This window comes from Halobellus clavatus, from assembly GCF_900107195.1.
GTDB classification, from domain to species: domain Archaea; phylum Halobacteriota; class Halobacteria; order Halobacteriales; family Haloferacaceae; genus Haloquadratum; species Haloquadratum clavatum.
In genome coordinates this window covers 39,224-59,311 of sequence record NZ_FNPB01000007.1, presented here as the reverse complement: position 1 = coordinate 59,311, position 20,088 = coordinate 39,224, and the positions used below count along the sequence as shown (strand labels likewise).

Annotated in this window: 12 protein-coding genes and 1 pseudogene; 7 read left to right on the top strand and 6 right to left on the bottom strand. The window is 57.4% G+C overall.

Annotated features, from left to right (window positions below; translation table 11 throughout):
- The first annotated feature begins 371 nt into the window (after positions 1 to 371).
- Positions 372 to 773 carry a DUF8048 family protein gene (locus BLU74_RS19585; RefSeq protein WP_089767472.1) on the top strand — a complete coding sequence of 134 codons (402 nt, stop codon included), beginning with the start codon at positions 372 to 374 and terminating at the stop codon, positions 771 to 773.
- Between the two features lie 132 nt (positions 774 to 905).
- Positions 906 to 1,076 (top strand): annotated as a pseudogene (locus BLU74_RS19490) (type II toxin-antitoxin system PemK/MazF family toxin); the annotation flags it as partial.
- A 275-nt stretch (positions 1,077 to 1,351) separates the two neighbouring features.
- On the opposite strand, the gene BLU74_RS11190 reads toward BLU74_RS19490, so the two are convergent.
- On the bottom strand, positions 1,352 to 2,935 hold the full coding sequence (locus tag BLU74_RS11190; protein ID WP_089767372.1) for a transposase: 1,584 nt from the start codon (positions 2,933 to 2,935) through the stop codon (positions 1,352 to 1,354).
- A 615-nt stretch (positions 2,936 to 3,550) separates the two neighbouring features.
- Positions 3,551 to 4,348 carry a sulfite exporter TauE/SafE family protein gene (locus BLU74_RS11185; RefSeq protein WP_089767371.1) on the bottom strand — a complete coding sequence of 266 codons (798 nt, stop codon included), beginning with the start codon at positions 4,346 to 4,348 and terminating at the stop codon, positions 3,551 to 3,553.
- Between the two features lie 653 nt (positions 4,349 to 5,001).
- Between BLU74_RS11185 and sufB the strand changes: the two genes are divergently transcribed.
- From sufB to BLU74_RS11155, 5 genes are all read left to right on the top strand, one after another.
- The gene (gene sufB / locus BLU74_RS11175; protein WP_089767369.1) at positions 5,002 to 6,432 is read left to right on the top strand and encodes a Fe-S cluster assembly protein SufB; all 1,431 of its coding nucleotides are present in this window, start codon (positions 5,002 to 5,004) and stop codon (positions 6,430 to 6,432) included.
- Positions 6,433 to 6,436: 4 nt separating this feature from the next.
- Complete coding sequence (locus tag BLU74_RS19675) at positions 6,437 to 6,577, top strand: DUF7563 family protein (RefSeq protein WP_425601780.1); 141 nt, start codon at positions 6,437 to 6,439, stop codon at positions 6,575 to 6,577.
- Between the two features lie 446 nt (positions 6,578 to 7,023).
- A complete protein-coding gene (locus BLU74_RS11165) occupies positions 7,024 to 8,058 on the top strand; it encodes a transcription initiation factor IIB (protein ID WP_089767367.1) in 1,035 nt (344 codons plus the stop codon).
- Positions 8,059 to 8,454: 396 nt separating this feature from the next.
- The gene (locus tag BLU74_RS18475; RefSeq protein WP_175454622.1) at positions 8,455 to 9,054 is read left to right on the top strand and encodes a HalOD1 output domain-containing protein; all 600 of its coding nucleotides are present in this window, start codon (positions 8,455 to 8,457) and stop codon (positions 9,052 to 9,054) included.
- 382 nt (positions 9,055 to 9,436) lie between these two features.
- Positions 9,437 to 12,100 (top strand): sensor histidine kinase, encoded by a 2,664-nt coding sequence (locus tag BLU74_RS11155; RefSeq protein ID WP_175454621.1) that lies wholly within the window; start codon positions 9,437 to 9,439, stop codon positions 12,098 to 12,100.
- 133 nt (positions 12,101 to 12,233) lie between these two features.
- On the opposite strand, the gene BLU74_RS11150 is transcribed toward BLU74_RS11155, so the two are convergent.
- The 4 genes from BLU74_RS11150 to BLU74_RS11135 form a co-directional block, all read right to left on the bottom strand.
- Complete coding sequence (locus tag BLU74_RS11150; RefSeq protein ID WP_139175732.1) at positions 12,234 to 13,133, bottom strand: DUF7504 family protein; 900 nt, start codon at positions 13,131 to 13,133, stop codon at positions 12,234 to 12,236.
- A 217-nt stretch (positions 13,134 to 13,350) separates the two neighbouring features.
- Positions 13,351 to 16,695: a PAS domain-containing protein gene (locus BLU74_RS11145; RefSeq protein ID WP_175454620.1), complete on the bottom strand. Its 3,345-nt coding sequence runs from the start codon at positions 16,693 to 16,695 to the stop codon at positions 13,351 to 13,353.
- A gap of 437 nt (positions 16,696 to 17,132) precedes the next feature.
- Positions 17,133 to 18,809, bottom strand: coding sequence for a transposase (locus tag BLU74_RS11140; protein ID WP_089767362.1), 1,677 nt, complete (start codon positions 18,807 to 18,809; stop codon positions 17,133 to 17,135).
- A 170-nt stretch (positions 18,810 to 18,979) separates the two neighbouring features.
- Complete coding sequence (locus tag BLU74_RS11135; RefSeq protein WP_089767361.1) at positions 18,980 to 20,041, bottom strand: enolase-like domain-containing protein; 1,062 nt, start codon at positions 20,039 to 20,041, stop codon at positions 18,980 to 18,982.
- Positions 20,042 to 20,088: the final 47 nt, after the last annotated feature.

Here is a 20,088-nt window from a genome sequence, read left to right as displayed (position 1 = left end):
GCCCTAATAGAATTAGATCGATAAATATAGGGTACAGCTATTCAGCCTTGAGAATCAATCGTGGTAACAAGATGTCGACGGAAGCAGTTGAGGTACTCGGGCGGAAATACAGCGTAGATATACTGCGGGCGGCAAGGGAGCCGCGATCAGTTAGCTGGCTGAGTCAAGAGCTAGATATCCCGATTGCCACCTGTTATAGACGTGTGAAGGAACTCTCTGAGAATATGTATTTAGAAGAGGTCACTGCGGACGAGAGCAGGGACAGAACACAGTACTGTCGAACGGCGGATAGTATTGAACTCAACCTTGCATCTGACGTATTACTTAGCGGCTCTCGATCTCGGGAAACTCAAGAAGTACCAAGAGATACAATACCGTTAGATTCCGTTACGCTTGATGAGTTCTCCCAAACGATTGATGCTGTCGAAGACTACTTCGGGAGTTTGATCGACGATGTTGCTGTTCATGCATCCATTTCACGCCGGCAGCTTGTGGCGGTGCTGGCACGCGCCCAGCTCTCGGGTGGTCAACTCGACACCGAGGGACTGAGCGATAACGGCGACATCGTCCACCAGTCGAACGATGAGACACTGTTTTGGCTTGACGGTGATTTCTGGACGGAGCTGGGCGGGCTCCACTACTTGAGCCCAGACGAGGGACGAGCAGCCAGAGAAGTTCATCGCCGACTCATCGAAGCGGTCGCCGGAGATGTCGCCGACTACAATCGCGAGCGCGATCCGTTTATTCTCATCACGGAAACTCCTGGGTGTTGATATCGTTTTATTTGCTCCGTTCAATATTCAGTGTATATTGTAAGCTTCGGCCGCTACCGACCGTAGTATGTCGGACAGAACAAGTCCTCGGTTAGGTATCATCGTTCTCACTTCTTGACGGGTTGATTGGCGTTACTTGTGGAAGCGTCGGACTCACTGGTTGAGAAAGATCACTTCGTGCGGCTTGACCAAATTCGAGTCGTGTCTGTCGAGAACCGAATCCATTCGGTGGCTGGCAGTCTCGACGACTCGACAATGGGTGAGATCGACGACGCGCTCAAGTTAAGCCACGGGATCGACTGATCGAGAGGTCCTGTGCAAAGAAATCAGTGTCAGACCCGTATGCATTGAGACGATCAGTCTCATCTTCTCTCGGTCACCGGAAGTTCACAGTTTCGGAGGATGGGCCAGTTTCAGGTCGAATTAGCATCAATTCGTTGGTTCTTCTCGCCGACCAGTCCTGATTTGGATCACTACCGTTCGCATCTACCGGACGAACGTGCGAAATTACGCAGATTCTGCCGCTCCTGGTTAGGGTTGTCACTCCCAAAAGGCGGACTCAGTGGGGTATCAGCCGGTTAGTCGTGTGGAATCAACGACGAGGCAACGAGTTCAACACACTCACCCGCAGTCAACACGGGTGCGTAGTCCATCTCACCGTCGACGCCTGCTTTCAGCAGGAAGTCGGTGAGCCGCCAGATATTGTACAAGAGGACCGCGAACACGAAGTAGAACAAGCGAACGCGGTAGTCTTTCGAGGAGGTCTTCGCGAGAAAGTCACCTTTGATCGATTTGTACTCGCTCTCGATTTGCCACCGGTGACTATACCGTCTACAGAACGTCTCGGCCTCACCGGGTCCCACTCGGAAATTCGTCGCGAAGACGGCCGTTCCTTCCCCACTCGTCGACGGCACGTACAGGAGCCGCATTGGATGCGATCCAGATTCCACATGGACAGAAGCCGACTCAACAGCCACCTCTTGGTCGTCTTCCCCCATTTGTTTGAGTACATCCCGTTCAGAGCTGGAGACTCGCTTCGGAATGAGGTAGTTCACATCGAGGTTTGAGAGCGTCTGAAACACGCGTATCGAATCGAACTCCCGATCACACAGCACTGTCTCGATTGGAACATGCTCTTTCGCTCGTCGAACGAGTCGCCGAACAGTACGATGGATCTGATTCGACGGGTTCTCATCCCACTCAGAACTCTCTCGAACCGGCTCGACAGCTAAGACCAGCGGGATGTTCTGTCCGATGATCGAGAGGGTCGCAAATTTAAACGCTCGACCGTCTCTGTCCTTCGTTCCACTGACCATCGGCATCCCTTCGACATCCCCGTAGTAGGGAATGGTCGTGATATCGATCGCGGCAGTGACTGGCCGGCGGAACGATGCTTCAGAAGCAATCACGGAAAGCAAGCGATCCGTTGTCTCGTTGAAGCCGTCGACGAGCTCGTCAGGATCGAACTGCTTGACGGTGCGAAGGTGGGTATCGCCATGCGGGCCGTAGTCCTCGCCACGCCGGTACTGAAAGCGAGTAGCTCCCTGCGTGGCTCCGCACCGAACCATCCCCATGAATGTCTGTAACTCGAAAAATTGCGTGTCCTCGTACGAGGCGTTCGGCGCCCGATCAGAGTCGAAGTGTCCGAAGGCGTGATCACGCGCGAGGCGCGTTGTCTGAACAATCTCCTCCTGTGAGAAGGATTCGTCTTCTACTGAGTCTGTATCTTCTTGCTCATTGTCGACGATCTCTGCCTTAGGCCGCACCTCCGGCGCTGAGATGCTGCGATCATGGACTTCTTTGACAACGAAGTGGGCGGCAGCGTGGATGTATTCGTGGGTCGCGTCGTCGAATCGATTTCGCCACGCACGAGAGAATGCTGATTCGTCGGGCACTCGACTGAAGCCGAGGATAGTCGCTACTTCCGGTTGTCGGGTGAGTCGTCGAGTGAAGTTGGCGTATGAGTCACCCGTTATCTCCATGAACACGAACCAGAGAACCATTGCGCGAAAGGAGAGCGGCGCAGGATGCCACGCTGGATACCCGTCTTCGATAGCATCTATCGAATGATCGAGCTTCTCGAACGCGGTGACGAGATCGGTTTCTTTGAGTTTGTTCCGAATAGTAATCCCCAGTTGGTACGCTTCACACAGAGAGCGCATTCACAGACGCTCGTCGCGAGTTGAGTCGTCAGAACAGTGCATGTGATTTCTGAGGCGGTTAACAGTAAAGTGGTCTACTTACTCTATCTCTGTCATTTGGATTTTATCGACGGGTGGTCGATCGCTACTCTTGGACCCGATAGTCGATCCGACGTGATTATTAGCAAATGCTTTGGATTCATCTGTTTCAGAGAACCCCCATTAAATCCGGCCCTATATCCCCAATCACGTCTATTTTGTTGGCGTAAGTTAGCCCAGTCGCATCCGATAAAGTATCCAGTTCGGTCGGTATTGGCCTCTTTTTGTCAGTTCCTCCCGGAATCTCCCAGTCGACACGAGAGTGGTCTGAAATTACGGTCTCCCCCCTGTCCAGTTGTTCGATATATCGAAGTGATATGGAAAGAGTCCGTACGTGAGGTACAGGACCAGACGAGGTGTGTAATGTCTTTAAAATCCTCAACAGACCCCCGTCTGGATTCCGGGTGTATATCAACTTAGGAGACCTGTCTGTTGGGTCTGCCGCGGTCTCAGGTCACGGTTTCGCCTCGATATCCCGTGTTCTGCCCTGAGAAATCTACTGGATTAGCTACTAATTCGACAGATCTATCGAATGCGTCAGTGTCCCATCCCACCGAGAGGCTGATAATGTGGGAACATTGGGTGTGGGAGGTGTATACCGAGTGCCATCAGTCCGTGCGCGAACAACACGTACCCCAGCACAACGAACACAACGCCAAGCAACCGATGGACTCGACGCCGGTGGGCAACGTCGATCGACTGGATAATCGTTCCATAGAGGAAGACGGCCGGGATCGTCCCGATACCGAGGGCGCCGAGAGCGATTGCCCCAGTGGTCGGGGATCCGCTCGCGAAGGCGAACAGATACGCGGGATACAGCATCGGGCAGGGAAGAAGCGCGTGGACGGCGCCGAGGCCGACAATACTCGGGCTATTCACGTGTCGGTGAACTCTCGTCGCAAGCCACGACGTGACGCGCTGTACGCCGGGTATTCGGATATCGCCTCCACTCCCCCCGATGACGTACCGAACGCCCGTCGCCACGATGAATCCCCCTACCGCGAGACCGACAGCACCCCGCAGGAGATCAGCGATCGGTGTCAACTGGTCAGCGGTGACGAACACGACGCTCCCAAGTGCACCAAAGAGGGCCCCAAAAATTGCGTACGTCGTCGCCCGGCCGACGTTGAACAGGAAGTGCTGGCGAACCTCGTAGGTCGTGAGATGACCGGCACGCCCGTCATTGGCCGTCACCGCCCCGCCGTCAGGCTGCGGCGTCATCTGCTTCGAGTACATCGTCACAAGCGGACCGCACATCCCGATACAGTGCGCGCCGCCCAGTACGCCGATGAGGACGAAGAGCATGACGTCAATCCGGAGGAGCGACTCGATCATAGTCGTTCTCGGTTGCGCATGGGGTTGTGTCGTCTGGTGTGTCTCTCGAACAAGCCCAGACAGATACCGCAGACATGTTACGATAGGCGAACAAGAGGTCGTGCTAGGCTAGAGACATTCGCAAGCATCTGGAGTGTAGCTTGGCGCAACAATTCTTCACAGTGGATGCGAATACACCAACAATGACGGACGAAATCGACATCCCAACCGAGCCGCGGGCTGCGGTCGACGCACTGGCGACCCACCTAACTGCGACCGCAGATCGCCCAGTACCGCCAGCGACGAACCGATGGCTCGGAGAGGCAGAAGCCGTCGCCCGCGATGCTACTAGTAATGATCTTGACACGCAAACCAGACAGAAACGGGTTCGGCAAGTTGCTACACTGCTTGAGTCGGCTGACGAAACGGATGATTCCGTCGCCGACCGCCACATCGAAGCGGCGATTGAATGCTGTCGAGTCGTTCTCGCTAACAAATGACGGTGGTCCTGTTTGTACGCAATAGCCCTCTCGCCACATATTAAATTCTACTAGGTAGAGAAACCAAATTAAACTACACAAAGTTATTCACTTTCGTTAAAGAAACCAGTATAAGTTACTAAAGTGTGTTCCAGCGCACCACACTTATATTTGTAGTCTCTGAAGAATACTTTGATGAGTTCAAAACAAGACGATCTCAAAGAGACGAACACCGAGGCCCGTTTCGAGTTCAAAAAGGAGGAGAAGTCTGCCTTCCAGACCGAGAAGGGGCTCACCGAGGAGACGGTCCGCGTCATCTCGGAGGACAAAGACGAACCGGAGTGGATGCTGGAGCGGCGCCTGCGCGCGCTCGAACAGTTCCAAGAGATGCCAATGCCGACCGACTGGCCCGGCCAGCCGGACCTCTCGGAGGTCGATGTCGACGAGATCGTCCCCTACATTCGGCCGGACGTCGACGTCCGCGCCGGCGTGGACGACTGGACCGAACTTCCAGACGACATCAAAGACACCTTCGACAAGCTGGGCATCCCCGAAGCCGAGAAAAACGCCCTCTCCGGCGTCGGCGCGCAGTACGAATCGGAGGTTGTCTACCAGAACATGCAGGAGCGCTGGGAGGAGAAGGGCGTCATCTTCTGTAACATGGACGAGGCGGTCCAAGAGCACGAAGAACTCGTCCGCGAGCACTTCATGACGAAGTGCGTCCCCCCGAGCGACAACAAGTTCGCGGCGCTCCACGGCGCCATCTGGTCGGGTGGCTCGTTCGTCTACGTGCCCGAAAACACCACCGTCGACATGCCGGTGCAGGCGTACTTCCGCATGAACTCCGAGGGGATGGGCCAGTTCGAGCACACGCTCATCATCGCCGAAGAAGGCTCGGAGGTTCACTACATCGAGGGCTGCTCGGCGCCGAAGTACTCGAAGTTCAATCTTCACTGTGGCGGCGTCGAGGTGTTCGTCGACGAGGACGCGCACGTCCAGTACTCGACCGTCCAGAACTGGTCGAAGAACACCTACAACCTGAACACGAAGCGCGCCATCGCCGAGAAGGGTGGGCGCATGGAGTGGATCTCCGGTTCGATGGGGTCGAAGGCGACGATGCTGTACCCGTCGTCGATCCTGAAGGGGCGCGGCGCCTCCGACAACCACATCACCATCGCCTTCGCGGGCGAGGGCCAGGACATCGACACCGGCGCGAAGGTGTACCACAACGCGCCGGACACGAAGTCCACCGTCGAGTCGAAATCGATCGCGAAGGACGGCGGCCGCACGAACTACCGCGGCCTCGTCCACATCGCGGACGGCGCGGAGAACTCCTCGACCGCCGTGGAGTGCGACGCGCTGATGTTCGACAACGAGTCGACGTCGGACACGATGCCGTACATGGAGATCAACGAGTCGAAGGTCGACGTCGCCCACGAGGCGACCGTCGGCAAGATCGGCGACGAGGACATCTTCTACCTCCAGTCGCGCGGTCTCGACGACGACGACGCCAAGCAGATGATCGTCTCGGGCTTCATCGAGCCTATCACCGAAGAGCTGCCGATCGAGTACGCCGTTGAGCTCAACCGGCTCGTCGAACTCGAGATGGAGGGCTCGCTGGGGTAATTTGATGCCGGAATGCGCCCACTGCGGCGGACACGTCTCACAGCGATTCGTCACCGTGTTCGGGTTAGACGGTGGTGACGTAGTTGCCTGTCCAGCATGTTCCGGTCGGGCACATATCGCAGAGACGATCGTGGATCGGTACTAGTCTCTGACCATGGAACACTGCTTTGCGTGTGACACCGATTATGGGTATCTTGGGACAAGCCCACACGAGGGGTCCTGTCCAGCCTGTGACTCGACTGCTGTCACTCCCGCAGGCGACCTCAGGGTCGTCGACACGACAACGTGGGAGAGTGTGAACGGGCTCTCAACGATCCACGTGACAGCGACTGACGACCGATCACGTCGGTTTGAATTTGTTGTTGCGGCGCGGCGGGGACGAGGGAAACTCGTCTGTCTCGCGATCGATGGAGTGACAGTACCCACCGAGACAGTGTGGTCAGTTCCATCTGCGGTTGCTACGAGAGTTACCGCGCATGGTATCAGGATCAGCGACTCAACGCCGGCTCAGAGCCCATAATGAACAGTACTGGCCAGACACACAGTCGAACGCGTCTGTTCTGCCCCGGTCACGAGAGGTGATTCGACTTGATGAACGAGCGCACTAACGAAGAGCGACCGGACACAGTTTCCCGCAAAAACGGTACTGATGCGCCCTCATCGAGCGAAACTGGCGACGGACAGTCTGTTACCGACGCAGTTTCGGTGGAGAATGGGGACGAACGGCACAGTCAGACTACGTGTCCGGAGTGTCACGGGCGACTTCGTCGAGCCGATGATGAGGTTGATGCGGTCTGTGACGACTGTGGACTCGTCGTTTCAGACGCGACGCTTGATACGAACATCAAACTGTACACGCCGAACGGCACCGGCGATGAGGACTCCCGCGTCGGACCAGCAAGCACGAACCTCTTACACGATAAGGGGTTGTCGACGATGATTGGGTGGCAAAACACAGATGCGAAGGGGAACGCGCTGTCAGGAGAACAGCGACAACAGATGCGCCGCCTGCGACGGTGGGATGAGCGCTTCCGACGGCGCTCATCTGCGGATAGGAATCTCATACATGCACTCGGTGAGATCAACCGCATGGCTTCCGCGCTTGGTGCGCCGGACAGCACCCGAGAGACAGCAGGCGTCATCTATCGTCGCGCACTTGCGGACGGACTCGTTACGGGTCGAGCCGTTGAAAGCGTCGCCACTGCGGCGATATACGCGGCGAGTCGCATGGACGGTGTCCCGCGCTCTACCGACGAGGTCTCGGCAGTGAGCCGCGTCGAACAAATTCGCGTTGAGCGGGCATATCGACACGTCTCACGTGAACTCGGGTTAGAAATCGCCCCGACAGACCCCCGTTCGTTCATCGGACGGATCGCGTCGGACGTGGAGTGTACGGACGCAACAGAGCGAGAGGCACGACGTCTCGCCGGAATAGCGGTTGAAAACGGCGTTCACAGCGGGAAACATCCGGTAGGCATCGCCGCTGGGGCATTGTACGCGGCCGCTAAGCGATGCGATGAGTCGCTCCGACAGACAGATATCGCTGATGCTACGGACGTGAGCGAGATGACGATACGGAACCGGTATCCTGAGATTTTGGCCGCAACAGATACGGAGGATGAGTAGACACAGTGAATGACAACGCTGCCCCCGAACTCAGAGGCGTATCTGGCTAACCCACATACAAGCTTGCTGCTGTATGGCGATTCAGCACAGCCTCTTACCCCCAAATATTCGATTTTTTTGTTCGATGCCGGACTGTTCCGCCAAAGAAAATAACTTTTCTTCGACTGACTGAAACCTGTCGACCTCTAGACTAGGTTGACGCTATCGACGAAGTGAGGAATCTGTCAGAGGCAAAACGCGTGGCTCGAATGGACCATCGAGTCACGCGGGTTTCCGCTCTAAGCCAGGCGATCTGTGACTGATTCGATAATCGCGGTTGTCTTATGAAGTGTACCAGCGGATGTCTGTCGAGAGTCGCGCACACGTACATATCCGGTATAGGCCATGAGAGGCGGAGTGGTCCGCGAGACGAAATATATTGATCCACTATTTATGTATATTGACAGACCTATGAACTCGGACTCGTCAGTTACTCGGTTTGATCCGACGACTACTCGGTCAGCACTCGACGCTGTATTCACTGCTGTCTCCGAGTTTAAAAATACAGATGCGAAAAATCTCCGGCGTCTCGACAGATATATTGACGCCGACACAATCAACCTCCTGTTTGGTGGTCCGGATAGTTCAACAACGCGTATTGAAGAGGGGACCCTTTCGTTTCGATACGACGATGTATTCGTGACTGTGACACATGACGGATGGATCGAGGTCGTCGACGCAGACGCGTTCCCCACACGGCCAGCACACCATAGACTGTCAGCCGACGCACGCGCACAGCAATCGACCGAAGCGGCTCTCGAAGCGGCGGCAGCGGCGTTTGCCGAGGCCGAAGAATACGTCTGGACCGCCGCTAGCAACACTTCGGATACTGAACTCGGCGATCCGCTCTGGGCAGTGGTGGAGCAACTCTGGGCCATTCAGACATCGATTGACGACCTGACCGCGCAGTCGTCTTCGACTGAACCGCTGGCAACACAGACAGATGACCAGTTGTGACGAGATGACCGATGACGCACTGTTCAACCTCGGCATCGATCTCAACCGAGAAGAGACAGTAGGTGGCGCTATTGATCGGACACTGACTGCGGTCCGTACCACACTGGGGGACACAGTTATTACCGTGTGGCGAAACCGCAACGAGCATGGTAGTAACCCCGAGAATGCCCAATCGCCGGAACAGCCGTCCCCACCGTTGTTCGGTTCCGAACGCCATACGGGTCGGTCGGCTCGAATCCCTTCACCAGACGCAGCTCTAATCAAGCGATGTTTCACGGCTGATGCGCCGGTTCGAACTGACGGGGTGGCCGGACCAATCGCACCGGATGATAACCGCTGGCTTCCGCGTCAGGAACTTTTCGTTCCGATCGATTCCGAGCGTGTGCTATCGGTTGGCTGGGATCACCACGATCTCGCGACCGCGTTGGACGAGGCCGCTGTCCGTGATGTTCTCGAGCGAGCAGCAGGGTCACTCGCCGCGGCACTCGACCGTATTAGCTCCCAGACCCGTGACCCGACAGGCGAGATCGCCTCGGATATTCGCCTCGGTGCGTTTCAACAGGCGATCGAGGACGCCGCCGATGGCGTCGCCATCCTTGACGACGAGGCGTACGTCTATATCGACCAGACGCACGTCGATATGTACGGATTCGACAGCAAACAGGAGCTACTCGGTCGAAGTTGGCGGGAGCTATACGCTGCGGATGAAGCGGCACGGATCGAGAAGGAAGCTTTCGACGCGCTCGAACGCGATGGTCACTGGCAGGGGCGAGTAACGGGAAGTCGGCCAGATGGAACGACGTTCCCGGCGGAGCTGTCCCTGACGATGGTCACCCCATCCCGAATGGTCTGTACGGTGCGTGACGTGAGCGATCGTGAAGCACGGGAACACGAACTCGCATTAAAAGAGCGGGCGCTGGACGAAGCAGGGACCAGCATCCAGATTACGGACCCAACCCAACCGGGGAACCCGTTGGTGTACGTTAACGAGGAATTTGTACAGCTAACCGGATACGAGCGGTCAGAGGCTCTCGGCCGAAACCCGAGATTCCTCCAGGGCCCCGGATCAGATTCGGAGACGACAAAGCGAATCCGTACGGCGATCGAAACCGAGCGACCGATAACAACTAAGCTGAGAAACTACACCGCGGGGGGTGAACCGTACTGGGCGAAGCTCTCCGTGACGCCGGTTCGAGACGCAAACGGAATCGTGACAAACTACATCGGGGTTCAACACGATATTACCGAGCAACGACGGCGGATCAGAGAGCTCAGAAACCAGACTGAGCGGCTGGAACTCGTCCTCAGCGGGACGGAGACGGGCATCGGTGAGTGGGACTTCAGTACCAACACAGTCACGTTGGACGCCACTTTACGAGAGACGGTCGGAGCGAGCCCGACGACGATAGACGAATGGCAAGCAGTAGTTTATCCGGAGGACCGCGAACGTGCCGCTGACGCCCTGCGGCGCCCGATCGAGACCGGTGACCCGGCTGCTGAGACGATACGAATCGGGACGGATGACAGCGAAGTCACGTGGATAGATCTACACACCGTTGTGAGTGATGCGGGTGATGGCTCTGCCAGTGTGCTGGCGATGGGGCGAGACGCGACGAAGCGCTCCGAGCGTGTGAAATGGGCGTCGAAACTGTTTGATCAGGGCCCGCTGCTGTTCGTTCAAACTCGGGCCGTTGGCGGCGAAGCAGTCATTGAGGCCTGTGACCGGTCGTTTTCCGACGCGCTGGGGTACGAGCGCGAAGCGGTGGTTGGACAGCCGCTCAGTGAGTTTTACGACGATACCTCGGCCGATTCGCTCCAAACAGACGGCTACGAACGCGCGCTTAGCGGCGATCTTACCGTTGCGGAACGCACGCTCGTGACGACGGACGGCGACACGGTCCCGTGTCTGTTACGGGCGATCCCGCGCACCGTCGACGACGAAGTCGTAGGTACCGATGTGCTGTTCATCGATATCTCTGAACGCGAGAAGTACACTCGGCGACTGGAGGCAGTGTTTAACAGCCCGCACCAGTTTACCGCGTTAGTCCGCCCCAATAAAATCGTGACTGACGTGAACGATACGCTGGTTACACGCATCGGTGTGGATCGGTCGACTATAGTTGGTGAACCAATCGACAAATTCCCGTGGCTGAACCTTGATCCGAACCACGGACTCACGGTTTGTGAGGCGGTCAACCGCGCGGGTGACGGTGAACTCGTCCAGACCGAAGGAGAACTACAGGGTCCAGATGGTCTCGCACGCATCGACGTATCGTTCAAGCCGATTCGTAACGCCGCTGGTGAAATCACGCTGATCGCCGTTGAGGGGAAGGATATCACCGTGAAGACGCGACAGCGACAGCATTTACAAGTGTTCCAGCGGGTCGTCCGACACAACGTCCGCAACGATTTAAACAAGCTCGTGGGATGGACAACGATGCTCGCCGAGGAACCGGACGCTGACTGTCGTCAAGATCATCTCCGCCGACTGACGCGTATATTCGACGGATGGGAACGACTTACGAACAAAATGCAGGTGATCGATCGCGCGATACGGGAGATACCACACGACGAGTCGAGCGTTAACATCGCTGAGGTCACTGAAACGGCCGCAACGGCGGTACGAGATGACCACTCGGACGCAACGATCGCTGTCTCTGTCGACGCGACCGACGAGACAGTCTCACGATGGCTTACACACCCAGTTACCGAGGTGATAAAGAACGCGGTGGCCGCAGGAGACCGAGAAGACCCGTACGTCAACGTATCGGTGAGACAGGTCGACAACGGCTGGCTCCAGATCGTCGTGGCCGACGACGGGCCTGGCATGCCAGATATCGAGCGGGAGGTACTCGTCACCGGCGAAGAGACGCCGTTACAGCACGGTTCTGGGCTCGGGATCTGGCTGATTCGGATGTTAGTCTCGGTACTCGGCGGGGAGATCGACGTCGACGTGACCGACACAGGTACCGAAGTTGTGCTTCGCGTTCCGACGTCGTCAGCAAACCGTAATCTGGGTTTAGCCGCACCCGGGCAGATGTCCTAGGGGGCATACCGTACAAACTGCGAGGCGTGTGGAAGGGTCGGCAAAGCCCCGTCTCACAACGAGGGTCAGCGATCCGAAACCCAGCAACCGAGGCCGGGTTGTGACACGGACTCGTCGGGTAACAGTACCGTATTCACTCCGGGGTAGACTCGCCGCCGTCTTCATCGACTATTCCGGAAGGCTGTCGGTCCACTGCTTGGGCCGACGCTTCACTATCCGAGCACGGCGCCGAGCCAACCACCTGCCATGTGGGGGCAACATCTCGCTTCCCACACACTCGCGCCTCAATCTGGCCGTCGTCGGTTCGCATCTCAATAACGTAATCGAAGTGTGCCGACCCAAACCAGCTGGAACCGTCGATGTCCCTCGCTGGTGGCAGGTGGATGAGCCCGCCGACGCCCTGATTTCGCCACTGGCCGACCAGTTCGTGGAGGAACCTATCGAGTGCAGTTGAGTCATGATGCGCCAGCAGTTGGGTCAACGTCGCGATCGCGAATGTTCCCGTTCGATCACCCATCGCGAGCTGCGTCGTCGCGCGTTCGGCGGCGACCCCAAGTGAAGTGAGGTCACCGCATCGGACCGGTCCGGAGTCGGTAGTCGCGACGTCAACACCGCCGTCGGTCTCGGCACCAGGGGTAGAATCGATGACGAGAGGGTCCATCGTCGAGAGCCGCGAGCGAACCTCATGGCGTGGGTACTTCGTCGTCAACACCGCGCCCTTCTCGGTCATCGCCGCGTACATGGCGTAAAAGAGGTCATCATATAATTGGGAGCTCGGCGCAGCAAATCCAACGATGTCGTCGTAGTGGACCGCAACATCGGTGATGAAAGCCGGTGCGATCGTTTCTGGAGACGGGTGTAAAACGGCTTTGAAGGCCTCACCGGGATGCCTTTCGGCTGCGAGAAGCCGGTCAACTAGCTTGTTCCCGTAGTCGTCGACGTAGACGGAAGAGTCGACCCATGACGAACGGTCTTCACTCGTCGCAGTCGGGGTGGGTTCAGTGGGCCGGTTCAGATACTCGTACACCATCATAGTCAACTCAGACGGCTGGATGCTCACTCAGTCTCACCCGCCCGCGGCGGTATCGGGTATAGAGGGCCCTTCATCGAGAGCCGCAGCGCGTTATTCCGTCCCGAGGTCATACTTGCTAATCTTTCAGTGTCAATACTATTTCTACGCCCGAAGATATGTGGCAGACAGAATAGATACCAAATATGTCCGTGTCTCAGTAGTAGTTCACAACCGTTTGTCACTCGAAGAAGCCGCGGATGATCTTCGACTCCGCGGCGCGCAGATGCTGGTGGAGCGTCGACGAAGACACGTCGAACCGGTCGGCGAGATCGGCACCGTTGATACCCCGCGGATCATCATAGTATCCTTCTTGGAGCGCTGTTTCGGCGATCTCCTGCTGTCGGCTCGTCAACTCTGTATTCCCGGCCGACTCGTCGCGTCTACCGGTTGACCCGGACAGATGGCGCTTCGAGACGAGCTGACACGAATCTGAGACGGTAGACAACTCCTCGCGGACCCGACCGATTACTCCCGGGTCCGTGGTCCAGAACTCCAACACGTCAGCATTCGGGCGGGAACGGACACTGCTCAGTTGTGTGTCTGTCCGCATGAGTACGTCGCGAACCGAGGCTAGCGACCGGTCTGGTGTATCTCTCATCCGCACAGCAATCTCGTGGACGCTGCTGTCGATCAAGTCGATGCTGTCTAGTTCGATGCCCGGCGTCGCCGCGACGTAGTCACGAAATGCGGTCTCGGTGTAGCCGTCGACGCGACCGGTAAGGTGAAAGTTTTCTCTGTCCGTTAGCGCGACGTGTTCGACGACGATTGTACCGGACGTCGAGAGGCCCGGAAAGAGCGGCGACGGATCCTGACATTCGAGGTCGAAGGCGATCGGTGCGTTCGACGCGCTCGCGGACTCAAGCGTTGACAGGCGCATTCCGGCGGCGTCCGCAACCGCACCAACTGCTTGGCGTTCTGGTTCGGCGAAGCGCTCGGCATCTGTACTGATGAACTCAGCGACGGCGTGGACGGTCCCGTAATGGCTCACTGGAACCGCGAGCGATTCCCGGTAGCCGAAATGGAGCAGTCGGTTAAGCCACTCGCCGTGACTTCCCCCAGTCTCTTGTCCATCGACGACACGCTGTGGTTCGTTTTGTGAGGCAGCGGTGATCGCGGGGAACGCCTGCCCGTCGTTTTCGTACAGCTTCGACGGTCCACCAGCCTCGGACACTTCGACCGGGGAAATTCGCTCTGTGACCGGATCGTACGTCCCGACGAACGCGTACTCCGCCACACGATCGCCGAAGTCGACAACCGCCTCACGCACTGCCGCCGACGTCTCCGCAGTCACGATCGCTTTAATAGCGTCGACCACTCCCTCCCACAGGTTCTGGTAGCGGTCCGCTTGCCGCTGGGTCCTGGCGACATCATTCGAGAGCCCCGCTATCGACGTTTCCTGGCGGAGTTGTGTGAGTGCTGCCGAGACCTGCTGGCTCACCGCCCCAATAAACGATTCCAACGTCTCGTCCCGTTCGTCGACGACTACGCTCAACAGGCTCGTCTCACCGAGCTGCGTGACGAGTGCCCGCTTCTCGGCCGCGCCGTCCACCTCGATAACGGCGTCGGCCGGGAGCCAGCACGTGTCTGACTCGGTGAACGCTCGCCAGAGGTCCGTCTCGCCCGGGTGAATTCGCCGTCGGCTACGTGAGTCGGCGTTGTCTCCCGCGGTCGCGAGCCGAACCAGCTCCCCCTCTGACGTATTGCGATCGTATATCGCGATCTCGTCGGCCGTCACCACGTCGGCGACCGCCTCGACGCACGCGTCGAACGCGTCTTCCGGATCCGCTGATTTGAATACGCGGTTGCTCACGGCGTAGAGGTTCGTCAACCGGCGCTGCCGGTCGAGTTCGTCACGCGCATCGGTGAGATCGGTGATGTCGTTGGCGACGCCGAGTACCGCGTCCTCATCGCTGTCGGCCGGCTTGAATGGTATTTTCCACGTTTCTAAGACCCGTTCGTTGCCCGCGGCGTCGGTCAGCGTCTCCTCGGTGCGATGGATCGGCTCGCCGGTCTCAATCACCCGTCTATCGTCGTCGGTGAATGCGTCCACCTCGTCGGGCTCGGCCGTGTAGTCGGCATCAGTCGAACCGATCAGATCCGAGACGGTGGTACCGTACGCGTCAGCGACCGCTTCGTTCGCGAGCAAGAATTCGCCGTCGGTGTTCTTCGCGAATATCAGCTGCGGGACTGTATTCATGACACGTTCGAGCTGATTGCGTTCTGACGCTATGCGGTCGCGCGCAGTACGTAGTTGACGTCGCTGCGCGACGAGTTCGATTGCCGTCTGGAGGTACTGTGTGACGATCAAAATGAGCTCGCGTTCGTCCTCACTGAGATTGTCCGTTTCCGGCGATCCGACGAGAAACACGCCATCGTCGTCGATAGGGACAATAAATTCGGTACCGATTGGCGTGTCCTGGTTGTGAACGCCCACCTCAGCGGCGACATTCGGATAGTATGCCGGCGTCCCAGCATCGAACGCCTCCCACGCAAGCGATTCACCGGGGCGAAATGGCGGTACCTCCTCGACAATCGACGCTCCGCTACTGGAGACAGACACCGGAACGAGCACGTCAGTCGCGGTTTCCGCAGTTCCAGTCGGATTCGCTGTATCCGTCCCAGCAGGTTCGTGTGCCCAATACCCAGAGAACGGCCGATCAATAATCTCCGTCACTCCCTCGATCGCAGTATCGATCACGTCCTCGTAATCGTCTGCAGTCATCAGCTCTTCGGCAAGCGAACGTGTCTCCTCAAGGCGACGGAGTCGGCGTTCTTGTTCGGTGAGATCGAGATTAACGCAGGTGATTCCCCCGTCGGGAAGCTGTGCGAGCGACACGCGCTGTGTAATCGGCGTGCCGTCCCGTTTGACGCCGACCAACTCTCCGTCCCACGACCCCGTCTCCTCGACGACCGGGAGAACCTCGGTTTCGATTCGCTCGATGACGTCGTCCGCGTATATCTGCCGCCAGGTCCCGCCGAGCAGCTCCTCGGCGTCGTCGTACCCGAACATCGTGACGTGGGCGTCGTTGAGGTACGTGTACTCACCGTCACCGTTTAATAACGCAATACCGGAGGTCGTCAGGTCCATCGCGGCCGCCTGCTGTTCGAGCCGAGCCAAGTTCTCCATGCGTTCGCTGGCGTCTTGGAAGATTCCGAGGACGTACTCGGTGCCCGCGTGTGTAAACGTCGTTGACCTCACGTCGACGGGCACCGTCGACCCGTCGGCGCGCAGAATCGTTACCGGCTCCTCCGCGTCGGCGCGGACGTGTTTCTCCCGCCCGTCTTGGACTGCCTGAAACCCTTCTTGATGGCGCGTCTCAGTCTCTGGAGGGTGAAGTTCGGTCTGGTGCATCCCGATAAGCGAAGAGCGGTTGCGACCGAACAGCTCGGTCGCAGCCTCGTTTACCGCCACGACGGTTCCGGTGGCGGCCTCTGCGGCGAGGATCGGTGCTGGACCTTCTATCGCCAGCCGCGCGAGGAACGCGTCGGCTCCGTAGTCGGGAGACGTGGGTTCCGGACTCATCTTGTTATATAATTCACTATTCTGGACCAATTTGAGAGTATCGCCGTAATTGCCCATAACTAGATTTTACAGCCTAAGAGTGGGTTTCACAGGTAGTAGATTGATGTATTCATTATTGACAAATGAATATCTATTAAAATCGTTAATAAATGAGTTGAGAACCAGTACTGACTCTTACTCCGGATTTTGAACAGCACAACATCTGTTGAATAGAAGGCACACATCAAATATATCCTCCGAGGTTATGGAAGTTGAGACTACACCGGGGTTAGCGGGCCTGCGATGCACGTTCTCGGACGAATCAGTGAACAGAAATTGCTACACATCGTCCTCCAAACAGACGATCTTGTTGTATAATCAATTAGATGGGCGAATTGCCGCGATCCTCGATAGTGTTTCCACTCCGAAGTTTGCTCTATCCCGGATTGAACGCCTCTCTATCCGATTCCGGTCTCCTTCTTCAACAGTGTCAGCGTATTGCCGGCCGTCACGATTGGCGAATGCTCGTATTCACCAGTCAGTTCGACTTGTACCAGCAGATCTACCGCTCGCCAGATCGAGTATAGCAGACAGGCGAACGCGAAGTAGAAAAACCGTAGCCCGAAATTCGTCGACGTAGTGGCGGCCATGAACCGCTTGATCGATTTGTACCCACTCTCGATTTCCCACCGATAGCCGTACTCAGTGAGGAGCTCGCTGCCCCGATTCGCCATGAATACTGAATACTGCCGGTGATCGTCATGCTTGGAATTCTCTTTCCGGCGGTAGATGAGCGTCGTCTCGTGCCACTCGTTCTTCCCGAGGTGAAGCTTCCGGTCGGTCTCGTAGCGGTCCTGACCCCGTTGGAGCAACCGCTTTGCCTGGGCTTTTTCGCTGGTCTGCATCCGCTTCGGAACGACGTACGAGAGCCCGCGCTGGCTGATCATCTCCAGGACGTGCTGACTATCGAACTCTCGGTCCATCAGCACGTTATCGACGTGTACCATCTCCTCAGCAGAATCCAAGAGGTCCTTGACGATTTCTAGGCGGGACTCTCCCTTCTGAACTGGCCGCACGTCCAGTACAATCGGAACTGCATTACCAACTAACTGGATGGTAGCCCACTGGTAGGCGTACTCGTCGGTCTTCTCTTTCGTGCCGATGATCTCGTCTTCATAGCCCGTTCTATCACCGGTGAACGGGTCAGCTTCGGTGATGTCAATAGCGACGATGCCAGCTCGAAAGAATTGCTCCGTCTCCGCGACTTCGCTTAGGAGCCTGTTGACGGCCTGTCGGTACATCTTGCGGATCCCTGATACTGAAAGATCACGAATATGCTCTCGGTGGGCGTGGCCCAACGGCGTCCGATCCCGAGTCGATTCGTAGACGAAACTGCGAGCCCCTTCATTAGCAGCCAATCTCTCGCGAAGCCCCAGGTACGTCTGTAAGTCCCAGTAGGCGTTCTCGTGGATTTCACAGCCGTCCCCACGATCCAGCGAAAGCGCCGGGAAGACGATACGGCTGACATGCTCCGTGATCGTTTCCGCTTCGTTGAGGACAGCTTGATCCTCTAGCTCTAATTCGTCCTCTTCCGCATCGTGAGACGGAAGACGCCGCTCTGGTTCGCGTGGAACAGCGACATCCGCGTTCTGAGCTTTGACAAGGATAGTGCGCGCGGCTGTCTCGACTGTACTGCGAAACTCGTCAGGAAACCGTTTGTGCCAACTACGCCACAGCGTCGATTGGTCCGGCACTGTCTCCAGATCCAGTTGGTCGCAGAGTGCTGGACGGCACTCGAGATACTCGATCAGTGCGGTTTCGTGGGCCCATCCGTGGAGCTCTTTCAGCAAGAATACGCGAAAGAGCGTGTCCATCTCGTAGTGAGTCGACCCCCCGTAGCGGTCGTGCGTACCGAATTCGAAATACGCCAGCGGAAGTGCACAAACGAAGTTCTCGATCGACTCATGGCGGTCGTGTCTGAACCAGGTCTGCGAGACGATTCTGATATCTGATTCCAGCCCGTCGAGCGAGCTTCGCTCGTACAGCGGCGTCGAATCGTATACAGGCCACTGAGTGTATGATTGCCGGGCAATTCTCCGAAAGACTGCTCGCCGAGAATCACGAGTCTGAGACACTACGAAACACTGGACAGGACTCGCTCAAGAACTCATCTGACTGGTCAGTACAGAGAACTTACGTACCGTTCGGTTTGCTGGATTACTCGATACAAGAACGCCGTGAAAGATATAGAGTGAGGTAAATGCGCTCTACCGGTACGCGGCTGAACTCTTCGACACGTTGCCCGCTACTCAAATTCGAGTTGCTTCCACTCCATCCCGGTCGGGGCCTCGGGTGGTTCGAGGGGACTTGAGATCAGGTCCGCTCTAATCGTTGGCTTGTTGTACGCCCGCGGCGCGACATCATTTGGTCCATCAGGGTAGAACAGTGATGCGAGCAATTGGATATGCCCGCGTCCGACACAGAGCTCGCACTGCCCGCCGCCGTACATACTGATATCCTGCTCTGCACAGTACTCGATAGTCTCGAGAAGCGACCGGACGGTTCCGAATCGCGAGGGGACGATACGACACCAGCTCGGCTCGAACGGCGCGTCACGGATGTCGGCTGTGCTGCGGACAGACGCACCCAACGAGAGACGATCCGAATTCGCCGCGAGCAGGTCGTGTACATCGTCGGAGACGACAGGATCTGCTACGATGGCATCGGGGAGCGTCTCGAAAACCCGGCGATAGAACTCGGGATTCGGTGCTTGACTGTCGCCGTCTCCGCCGGACTGGCCGTTCAAATCGAGTACGCGGACTGCGTCGGTCTCCGCGAGTCTCGCGAAGGTGTCCGCGGTCCATTCATCCGTCGGCTCAAGCGCGAACTCGCATGTGGGGTTGACTGCGAGTATCCCTTCGACTCGAGTCGTATCCCCATCCGGGACTGGAGTACTGACAACGAATCGAACCGGTGAGCGCTCCCGACCGAAGCGTGACGCCAGTGTCGTGTCGTTTTGTTTGAGGGCCAGGTCGAGTGCGGCACTTTCGAGTGCCCAGCGTCGATACGCCCGCGAGGCCTCGCGCTTGGGTGACTTCGTCGGAAAGAGGTCGACGGCTTCGAGCGATTGTGAGAACTCATCGAACGTATATTCGCCTGCAAAATCGAACGGTAGTGTATCTGGCAACGCTTCGTGGTCGACAGCCTCGTGAGTGATGTCTTCGCCAGCGCCGAATTCATCTTCCGCCAGCAGGACGAACGTTGAAGTGACGCGAGTCGTTTCGCCCACCATCTCTCGACGACGACTGGTCCGGTCCGAACCCGATATTGTCAACGGGAGGTCCGCAATGCAATCGTACAGCGTCATGTTTCAGTCCAGTGGGTACACACAGGGGTCGGATCAGCTCCCATGCT